Genomic DNA, 9,658 nt, shown 5'->3' with positions numbered 1-9,658 from the left:
CGGCAAGGTGCCGGGCGTGGCGCCGCCCCGGCGCGCGGCCGCCGGCCCGGCGGTGCGCGGGGCGGCCGGCGTCGTCTCGGTGGAAGGCATGCGGTGCAAGGAAAAGCGGTCAGAAGAACTTGCGCAGATCCATGCCCTGATACAGCGAGGCGACCTGCTGCGCATAGCCATTGAACGGCAGCGTCTTGCGCTTGGGCGCGAACAGCGCCGCGAAGCCGCCGCCCTTGTCGTCGCCGATGCGGCGCTCGGTGGCCTGGCTCCAGCGCGGATGGTCGACTTCCGGATTGACGTTCGAATAGAAGCCGTACTCCTGCGGGGCGGCCAGGTTCCAGCTGGTGGCGGGCTGCTTGTCGACGAAGCGGATCGCGACGATCGACTTCGCGCTCTTGAAGCCGTACTTCCATGGCACCACGATGCGCACCGGCGCGCCGTTCTGGTTTGGCAGCACCTCGCCGTACAGGCCGAACGTCAGCAGCGTCAGCGGATGCATGGCCTCGTCCAGGCGCAGCCCCTCGCGATACGGCCAATCGAGCACCGGGCTGCCCAGTCCCGGCATCTGCTTCTTGTCGGCCAGCGTCACGAACTCGACGTACTTGGCGCTGCCGAGCGGTTCGGCGCGACGGATCAGCTCGGCGAGCGGGAAGCCGATCCACGGAATCACCATCGACCAGCCCTCGACGCAGCGCAGCCGGTAGACGCGCTCTTCCATCGCGGCCATCTTCATCAGGCCGTCGATGTCATACGTCCTGGGCTGCCGCACCAGCCCTTCGACCTTGACCTGCCACGGCCGCGGCCGCAGCGTGCCGGCATTGCGGGAAGGGTCGGACTTGTCGGTGCCGAACTCGTAGAAGTTGTTGTAGGTGGTGACGTCCTCGTAGGGCGTGCGCTTGTCGGTCACCACATAGGCGGGGTTGGGCGTGGCGGCCAGTTTCTGTCCGCGGCCCGGCTGCTGCGCCAGCGCCTGGCGCGCGGCCCACGGCGCCAGCGTGCTGCCGGCCGCGCCGGCGGCGACCATCGCCAGCCAGCGGCGGCGCGCGGCGAACGCCTCGGGCGGCGTGATCTCGCTGGGCGGAATGTCGTCGCCGCGCAGCCATTTCGGAGAGGGAATCCACATCATCGTTCCTTGCTTGGCGGAGCGCCGGCGCGCCGGACGGCCTCGCGGGGCCGTGCCGGGCCGGCTCAGTTTGGACCGGCCGGCCGGTGTTTGGTGCGATGGGCGGGCTGCCCGTGGCGCCTCGCCTTACGGCGTGGCGATGTGCCACACGTTCATCACCTTGTCGCCGGTGCGGTCGCCCGGCTTCGTGTCCTTGGCAAAGCGGTACAGCGGCTTGCCGCGATAGGCCCACTGGCGGCTGCCGTCGTCGCGCGTGATGATCGTGTACTGGCCGGTGGCCGAGGTCCCGGGCTGGGCCAGCAGCGGCGGCCAGTTGACCGCGCATTGTCCGTTGCAGACGCTCTTGCCGCTGCCCGCGGTATCGCGGTCGAAGGTGTACAGCGTCAGGCCCTGGGGATCGGTCAGCACGCCGTTGCTGACCTTGACGGTCGGCGGCATGTTGCCGGTAGAGCTGGCCGTGCTGCTGGCGCTGGCGCTGCTGCTGCCCGAGCCCATGCCCATGCCGGAACAGGCGGTCAGCAGCACGGCGGCAATGGTGACGGTGGCGGCCACGGGAAGCGCAAGACGACCGGAAGCGGTAAGGCGCGAGAGGGTCATGATGTCTGTCTCCAGGAAAAGGCGGCGCCGCCCACCGGCGCCGTGTTTCCCAGTAAACACCGTCAGGCGCCGTTTTATTCCCTTTCCCATAAAAAAACCTGCCCAAAAGGGCAGGTTTCCTCGCTTCCACGCCGGAAAAGCGCGCTGTGGATCACAACTCGCCGTAGCTGTGCAGCCCGGACAGGAACATGTTGACGCCCAGGAAGGCGAAGGTCGTGATCAAGAGGCCGATCAGCGCCCACCAGGCCGCCATCGCGCCGCGCAGGCCCTTGATCAGCCGCATGTGCAGCCAGGCGGCGTAGTTCAGCCAGACGATCAGCGCCCAGGTTTCCTTCGGGTCCCAACTCCAGTAGCCGCCCCAGGCCTCCGCCGCCCACAGCGCGCCGAGAATCGTGGCGATCGTGAAGAAGGCGAAGCCGACCGCGATCGCCTTGTACATGACGTCGTCGAGCAGCTCCAGCGCGGGCAGGCGCTCGGCCAGGATGCCGCGCTGCTTCAGCAGATAGGCCACCGCGACCATCGCGGCCAGCGCGAAGGTGCCGTAGCCGATGAAATTGGCCGGCACATGGATCTTCATCCACCAGCTCTGCAGTGCCGGCACCAGCGGCTGGATCTCGTGCGCATCGCGGCTGACCGTGTACCACAGCAGGAAGCCGACGGCCGCCGACACCACCAGCATCACGAACGGGCCCAGCGCGCCGGTGCGGTAGCGGCCCTCGTAGTACAGGTGGAACAGCGTCGTGATCAGCACGAACAGCACGAACACTTCGTACAGGTTCGACACCGGGATATGGCCGATATCGGGGCCGATCAGATAGGACTCGTACCAGCGCACCAGCATGCCGGTAAAGCCCAGCACCACTGCCGCCCAGGCGAGCTTGTGGCCGATGCCGTAGCCGGTCTGCGAGCGGGCCAGCAGGCCGCCCCAGTAGAACAGCGTCGACAGGAACACCAGTGCGCACATCCACAGGATCGCGGACTGGCTCGACAGCAGGTACTTCAGCAGGAAGGCCTGCTCGGCCCGCGCCAGTTCGCCTTGGTACATCTGCACGGCAAGCAGTGCCAGCACGGCCAGGCCCGCCATCAGCGCGCGCACCGGCTTCCAGTGCCAGCCCAGCATCGCGAAGGTCGGCACCGCGCCGATCAGCACCGCCTTGTCGTAGCCGTCCATCCACTGGCCATAGCGCGCCAGGCCGACGCCGGCGCCGACTACCAGCAGCAGCGCGTACAGCCAGTCGAGCCACGACAGGCGGCGCAGGAACGAGGGCTCCAGATACGAGGTGTCCGCTGCCGCCGGGATTTGGCCCGGGTTCGCCGTGGGGTCGGCGGGGGCGTGCAGCTTGGAAGAATTGGAAGACATGACGAAATCCCTACCGTGTCGCCGGTGCCGCCGGCGGCGATTCCTGCGCGGCCGCCGCGGCACGCTGCACGTCCTCGCGCAGCGCGGCGAATTCCTTCTCGAAGTCCAGGGTGCGCCGCTGGGTCGACATTGCCATCAGCACATGGCTGCCGGCGGCCCGTTGCGCGCCGTCGCTCGGCGCGGCATCCGGAGCAGCATACGGCTGCGCATCCTTCACCCAGACCCACACCCGGCGCTCGCGGATATAGAGCATCGCGAACACGCCCAGCACCAGCAGCAGGCAGCCAAGATACACGATGTTCTTGCCCGGCGCACGGGTCATCTGGAACACGCTGGCCTTGACCTCCTGGAAGTCGTCCAGCTGCAGGAATACCGGCGCCGCGTAGAAAAAACTGTCCGACAGCGCGTTGATCGCCTGCTGCAGGAAGGCGCCGCTCTGCGCGCTGTTGGCGACCACCGGCAGGTCCGCGCGTTCGCGCGCGAGCTGCCACAGTTCCCACATCGAGCCGTTCAGGATCTTCAGCAGCACATCGGCCGCCTTCTGCTGCTCGGCCTGCGGTACCGAGCGCTCGAGGAAGGCGGCGATCGCGGCGAAGCCGCCCGGCGGCGCATCGGCATCGTGGCGCGCGGCGCCGGCGAACAGATCCAGCGCACGGCGCGCGCTCTCGGCCAGCTGCGCACGCACCTCGCCCTTGTCGTCGCCCGGCATCGACGCCAGCGCGAAGCGGCGCGCGGCCTCGCCGCGCAGCGCGCTGTCCTGCAGCGCCGCGCGCAGCCGCATCCAGTCGGCCACGCTGCCCTGCTCGTCGGCCGGAATGCGCAGATAGCGGAATGGCTCGTTCGGCGTATCGCGCGTGCCGGCCAGGAACACCGTCTGGCCGTCGAGCTGCACCGGCACCATGTAGTTGTGGAATTCGCGCGCCTGACCGTTGCGGTCGCGCAGCTTGTACTGCACGGACGGGCCGACATTGCGCAGCTGCTTCTCGCGCTCGGGATTGGCGGCCGCGCCCAGGCGCGCCTCGATGCGCTCGTTCAGCGAGCGCGTCGCCACGCCGCGCGCATCGGTCTTGCCCGACGCATCGGTGACGTTCTCGATGTTCATCAGCCGGAAGTCGCTGAACTCGACCGCCAGGCCCTGCGCATCGACGTCGCTGCCGGTGCCCTTCAGCGGCGCGCTGTTGCCGACGGTGCCCGCGAACGCGAAGGTCTTCGCCGAGCTGCCCTGCATCGGATAGCCGACGAACTTCAGGCGCGAGCCGCCGTCCTCGAAGCTGGACTGGTAGATCGCGATGCCGTCGACGATCAGCGGCTCGTTGACCTTGATGGTGGCCGCGGTCTGCTTGCCGGTCGCGCGGTCGGTAACGACCACGTCGGAGGCGAACAGCTTGGGCATGCCGGTCGAGTAATGCTCGATGATGAATTTCTTCAGCGTCAGCGTGAACGGCAGGTCCTGCACCAGCGCGCCATCGGCGATGTTCAGGATCGCGGTCGACACGGTGGCGCCCTCGGGCACGAAGGCGTTGCCGCGAAAGCCCGGATTGCTGCTGGAGAGCCGATGCTGCGGCGGGATCTCGTTGATCACCGCGTTGCCGGTGATCGGCGTCTTGCCGCCGAACCACATCTGCGCGCGAATCAGCATGTCGCCGTCGAGCAGCCCGCCGATGCAGATCACCACGATGGCCGCGTGCGCGAGGATATAGCCGAGCTTGTTGGCGGCGCCGGCCTTGGCCGCCAGCAGCGTGGCGCCGTCATGCTCCACCTGGCGCACGCGATAGCCGCGGTTGGCCAGCAGCGCGCCGAGGCGCTGCACCGCCCCTGCGCGCGCTGGGGCGGCATCGAACTCGACGCGGTGGTGGAAAGCGCGCAGGCTGCGCTCGCGCACATGGTCCTTCCACGAGCGCATGTCGCCGACCATCTTCGGCGCATTGCGCACCAGGCACAGCGAGGTGGAAATCACCAGGAAGGCCAGGATCAGCAGGAACCACCACGAGCTGTAGACCTTCTGCAGCGACAGCGCATGGAACAGCTCGGCCCAGAACGGCCCGAACTGGTTGACGTAGTTGGCGTACGGCTCGTTCTGCTTGAGCACGGTGCCGATCACGCTGGCGATCGAGATCACCGACAGCAGCGCGATCGCGAAGCGCATCGACGAGACCAGCTCGACGGTATCGCGCAGCAGGCGGTGGGGGGTCTTCAGGCGCAGGCCCGAAGTGGAAGCGGTCGGCATGGCAGGTAAGGCAGGAGGCGCGGGGCGCAAAAGACAAAGAGGGAGGCTCGCTCGCGCAGGCCACCCTCTTCGATTATCGCCGGCTCGTTTGGTTGCGCGCCCGCGCCGCGCCGGCGAGGGCCGGCCGGCCCGGGGCTACCGGTGGGCTCAGCGCAGGCCGGCGACGTAGTCGGCCACCGCCTTGATCTCGGCGTCGGACATGCGCGCCGCGACCTCGGCCATCACCGCGTTGTTCTTGCGGCCGCCCTGGCGGAAGGCCACAAGCTGCGCCTCGGTGTATTCGGAGAACTGGCCGCCGATGCGCGGATACTGCGCCGGAATGCCGGCGCCGGCCGGGCCATGGCAGGCCGCGCAGGCGGGCACGCCCTTGTTGGCGATGCCGGCGCGATAGATCTTCTGGCCCAGCTCGATGGTGTCCTTGTTCTTCGCGGAGGCCGGCTTCTGGGTCTGGCGCGCCAGATAGGCGCCGACGTCGCGCATTTCCTGATCGGTCAGCTGCGCCGCGATCGGCGTCATGATCGGGTTGTTGCGGACCTTGGCCTTGAAGTCGGCCAGCTGCTTGTGGGCGTATTCGGGATGCTGCGCGGCCAGTTTCGGATTGACCGCGGCGCCGCTGTTGCCGTTGGCACCGTGACAGCTCAGGCAGGCGGGAACATTGCGATCCGGCGCGCCCTGCGTGTAGAGCGTCTCGCCCTTGGCCGGGTCCGCCTTGGCGGGGGCCTGCTCGGCGGCCGAGGCCAGACCCGTGAAGACCGTTGCCGGCAAGGCCAGTGCTACGACAGCCACAAGTTTCGCAATGCCATTCATTCGCACACCTTGTCTGAATTGTTTTGAATTCGTTATCGCGTGCCGGTCAGCCTCCGGCCTGCGGTGAGGACGCGCATTGGGCGAAAAGACGGGACAGACCCGTTGGCAGACCACTGCCGGCCGTTCATCACAGGTCATGCCGGCCGCCAACAAGGCCAAAAGAACGTCGAACGCCACCCGGCCGGGAGGCCGTTAACCGCGGTATTGTACAATAAATCGCTTCCCGGATAGACGCTTGGCGCACCCCGCGCGGGCGTCCCGACCCTCCCTCTCCTCATGTCCCTTCTACATCAGGCCCGCTTCTTCACCACCGTCAACCATCTGCGCGACCTGCCGGCCACCGCGGTGCCCGAGGTCGCCTTTGCCGGACGGTCCAACGCGGGCAAGTCGACCGCCATCAATGTGCTGTGCAATCAGAAGCGGCTGGCGTTCTCGTCGAAGACCCCCGGCCGCACGCAGCACATCAATTTCTTCGCGGTCGCGCCGGTCAAGGCGCCCGATCCGCTGGCCTTCCTGGTCGACCTTCCCGGCTATGGCTATGCGCAGGTGTCCGGTTCGGCCAAGTACCACTGGCAGTCGCTGCTGAGCGACTACGTGCAGGCGCGGCAACAGTTGGCCGGGCTGGTGATCATGATGGATGCACGCCGGCCCTTCACCGACCTCGATTGCCAGATGGTCGAGTGGTTCCTGCCGACCGGCAAGCCGATCCACGTGCTGCTGACCAAGGCCGACAAGCTGACCAGCAGCGAGAACGCGCTGGCGCTGCGCGAGACGCGCCGCGTGCTGGCCGACTATGCGGCCCAGCTGGAGAACCCCCCGTTGCTGACCGCACAGCTGTTCTCGAGCCTGAAGCGCCGCGGCATCGAGGAGGCCCAGCGCCATATCGCCGGATGGCTGGGGCTGCCCGAGGCGCAGCCCGCAGGCGCTGCGCCGCCCGCGGCCAATGCGGCGCCGCAGACCGGGCCCGATCCAGCGTCCGGCAGCGGCGACACCCCGTCGTAGGCGAGCGCGCAAAAAAAACCCCGCTGCAAGCAACGGGGGGGAATATTCCCGCCGCGAGGCGGGTACCCGCTCAGGGAGGAGTAGCGGGGGACCTCGCGCCACGCACGCGGCGCAACGCAAAGGGTCCGCGAGTATGATAGCGGGCACGCACAAAAGTTTAGTTTTTTATTGGACGCGGGACGCCGCCGCCCGGCAGGCCAAGCCCCTGCCACATCCGGTCCCTTCGCCGTGACGCCGCGATCGCCCATGTATCGTGGGCCGCTGCGCTCCGCCGTCCCCTGACTGACGATCTCACCATGTCCACCTTCCCCGAATTCCGCCCCCGCCGCATGCGCCGCGACGACTTCTCGCGCCGCCTGATGCGCGAGCACCGGCTGTCGCCGGACAACCTGATCTATCCCGTGTTCGTGCTCGACGGACAGGGCCAGCGCCAGAGCGTCGCGTCGATGCCCGGCGTCGAGCGCGTGTCGGTCGACCTGCTGCTGCCGGTCGCCGAGCAATGCGTGCAGCTGGGCGTTCCGGTGATCGCACTGTTCCCGGTCATCGATCCGTCGCTGAAGACGCCCGACGGCATCGAGGCGACGCGCGACGACGGGCTGATTCCGCGCGCCGTGCGCGCGCTGAAGGACCGCTTCCCCGAACTGGGCGTGCTGACCGATGTCGCGCTCGACCCGTACACCAGCCACGGCCAGGACGGCGTGCTCGATGCCGACGGCTACGTGCTGAACGAAGAAACGGTCGAGATCCTGGTGCGGCAGGCGCTGACGCAGGCCGCGGCCGGCGTCGACATCGTCGCGCCATCCGACATGATGGACGGCCGCATCGGCGCGGTGCGCAATGCGCTCGAAGAGGCGGGCCACATCCACACGCGCATCATGGCGTACTCGGCCAAGTACGCATCGGCGTTCTACGGCCCGTTCCGCGACGCGGTCGGCTCGGCCGCCAATCTGGGCAAGGGCAACAAGATGACCTACCAGATGGACCCGGCCAATACCGACGAGGCGCTGCGCGAGGTCGCGCAGGACATCATGGAAGGCGCCGACATGGTGATGGTCAAGCCGGGCATGCCGTATCTGGACATCGTCCGCCGGGTCAAGGACGAATTCCGCTTCCCGACCTACGTCTACCAGGTCAGCGGCGAGTACGCGATGCTGAAGGCGGCCGCGCAGAACGGCTGGCTCGACCACGACAAGGTCATGATGGAATCGCTGCTGGCGTTCCGCCGCGCCGGAGCCGACGGCATCCTGACCTATTTCGCGCTCGACGCCGCCCGCCTGCTGGCGCGCTGATCGGTCGCGCATGCAGCTGCTCGGTTTTTCCGCCAGCCAGGTCCATCCGCTCGACTCGCTCGAGGCCGCGCGTGCCTTCCTCGCCGAACAGGCCGCGCCCCGCTTCGTCTGGGTCGACTGCACCCTCGCTGAAGTCAGCGCGGCGCCGGCGGCCTGGCGCGACCAGTTGCAGACGCTGACCGGCGCGCCGGTGCTGGACCTGCATCTGGCCGACGCCACCAATGCCGCGCATCCGTCGTTCTTCGACACGACGCATGCCTACGACATGGTGATCTTCCGCAAGCTGACGTTCGAGACCAGCCGCCTGATTGCGGAAGCCGGCAGCGAGGGACCGGCACCGGTTGTCGCCAAGGGGAATGGCAGCGGCGCGGAAACTGCGGCGGGGGCCAACGCCGGTACGGGCACCGCGGCAGCAAAGCCGCGCCGCCACCCGCCCGGCTTCCTGCCGGCACTGGCGCGCATCGACACGCAGCCGGTGACCTTCTTCGTGTTCGACCACGTGCTGGCCACCGTGCGGCCTGGCCAGTCGCGCACGATCGAGCAGGTCCGCCAGCGGCTGCTCGAGCTGAGCCGCGCGCCGCGGCCGGAGGTCCGGGCAAACGGCGGCACGGCGCTGGTACACGGCATCCGTCCGCCGACGCGTCCCGAGGACCTGATGCTGCGGCTGCTCAATGCGATGGTCGACCGCTATCTCGACCTGCGCGCGCCGCTGACGCGCCAGCTCGACCGCTGGCAGCGCGCGCTGCTGAACGCGCGCAGCGGCTTTTCCAGCTGGGAGGGCCTGCTCGATGCGCGCATCCAGCTGCGCCGGCTGGAACATCTGTGCGAGGAACAGCGCGACGCGCTGCAGGAGTTCCGCGACAGCCTGCTCGACAACACCTACAGCGACCCGGGCGGCGGCATCGCCAACGAGCGCGACGAGGTGCTGCTGGTGCGCATCAACGACGTGATGGAACACATCCTGCGCGTGCTGGCGCATGCGCGCCGGCTCGAGGATTCGATCGAGTCCGCAGTGCAGATCCACTTCTCGGCGGTCGCGCACCGGACCAACCGCACGATGCGGATGCTGACGATGATCACCGCGCTGTTCATGCCGCTGACGCTGATCACCGGCGTCTTCGGCATGAACTTCGAGCGCATGCCGTGGCTGCAGGAGCCCAGCGGCTTCTGGTGGTCGATCGGGCTGATGGGCGCGGTGGTGGTGGGAATCGCGGCAATGTGGGCGGTCGGCCGCTGGTTGTGGCGGGAGTGATTCGGGGCCG

The 9,658-nt window shown here is 68.2% G+C and carries 8 protein-coding genes; 3 read left to right on the top strand and 5 right to left on the bottom strand.

Going from position 1 to position 9,658, the window contains the following annotated elements; translation table 11 throughout:
• Positions 1–109: 109 nt before the first annotated feature.
• The 5 genes from msrP to F7Q96_RS23785 form a co-directional block, all read right to left on the bottom strand.
• The gene (gene msrP, locus F7Q96_RS23805) at positions 110–1,114 is read right to left on the bottom strand and encodes a protein-methionine-sulfoxide reductase catalytic subunit MsrP (protein WP_053822667.1); all 1,005 of its coding nucleotides are present in this window, start codon (positions 1,112–1,114) and stop codon (positions 110–112) included.
• A 126-nt stretch (positions 1,115–1,240) separates the two neighbouring features.
• Complete coding sequence (locus F7Q96_RS23800) at positions 1,241–1,711, bottom strand: COG4315 family predicted lipoprotein (protein WP_053822668.1); 471 nt, start codon at positions 1,709–1,711, stop codon at positions 1,241–1,243.
• A gap of 151 nt (positions 1,712–1,862) precedes the next feature.
• A complete protein-coding gene (gene ccsB, locus F7Q96_RS23795; RefSeq protein ID WP_053822669.1) occupies positions 1,863–3,071 on the bottom strand; it encodes a c-type cytochrome biogenesis protein CcsB in 1,209 nt (402 codons plus the stop codon).
• Positions 3,072–3,081: 10 nt separating this feature from the next.
• On the bottom strand, positions 3,082–5,298 hold the full coding sequence (locus tag F7Q96_RS23790) for a cytochrome c biogenesis protein ResB (protein WP_053822670.1): 2,217 nt from the start codon (positions 5,296–5,298) through the stop codon (positions 3,082–3,084).
• Positions 5,299–5,445: 147 nt separating this feature from the next.
• Positions 5,446–6,105 (bottom strand): c-type cytochrome, encoded by a 660-nt coding sequence (locus F7Q96_RS23785; RefSeq protein ID WP_151023389.1) that lies wholly within the window; start codon positions 6,103–6,105, stop codon positions 5,446–5,448.
• Positions 6,106–6,381: 276 nt separating this feature from the next.
• On the opposite strand from F7Q96_RS23785, the gene yihA reads away from it, so the two are divergent.
• The 3 genes from yihA to F7Q96_RS23770 all read left to right on the top strand — a co-directional run bounded on the left by yihA (position 6,382) and on the right by F7Q96_RS23770 (position 9,648).
• Positions 6,382–7,107, top strand: coding sequence for a ribosome biogenesis GTP-binding protein YihA/YsxC (gene yihA, locus F7Q96_RS23780; protein WP_053822671.1), 726 nt, complete (start codon positions 6,382–6,384; stop codon positions 7,105–7,107).
• A gap of 296 nt (positions 7,108–7,403) precedes the next feature.
• Positions 7,404–8,396 (top strand): porphobilinogen synthase, encoded by a 993-nt coding sequence (hemB, locus tag F7Q96_RS23775; RefSeq protein ID WP_053822672.1) that lies wholly within the window; start codon positions 7,404–7,406, stop codon positions 8,394–8,396.
• Between the two features lie 10 nt (positions 8,397–8,406).
• Positions 8,407–9,648, top strand: a complete 1,242-nt coding sequence (locus F7Q96_RS23770) for a magnesium transporter CorA family protein (protein WP_053822673.1) — start codon at positions 8,407–8,409, stop codon at positions 9,646–9,648.
• Positions 9,649–9,658 lie beyond the last annotated feature (10 nt).

The organism is Cupriavidus gilardii, from assembly GCF_008801915.1.
Taxonomy (GTDB): Bacteria; Pseudomonadota; Gammaproteobacteria; order Burkholderiales; family Burkholderiaceae; genus Cupriavidus; species Cupriavidus gilardii.
Note: the sequence above shows the minus strand (reverse complement) of the source record. Positions and strands in the feature narration are given on the sequence as shown.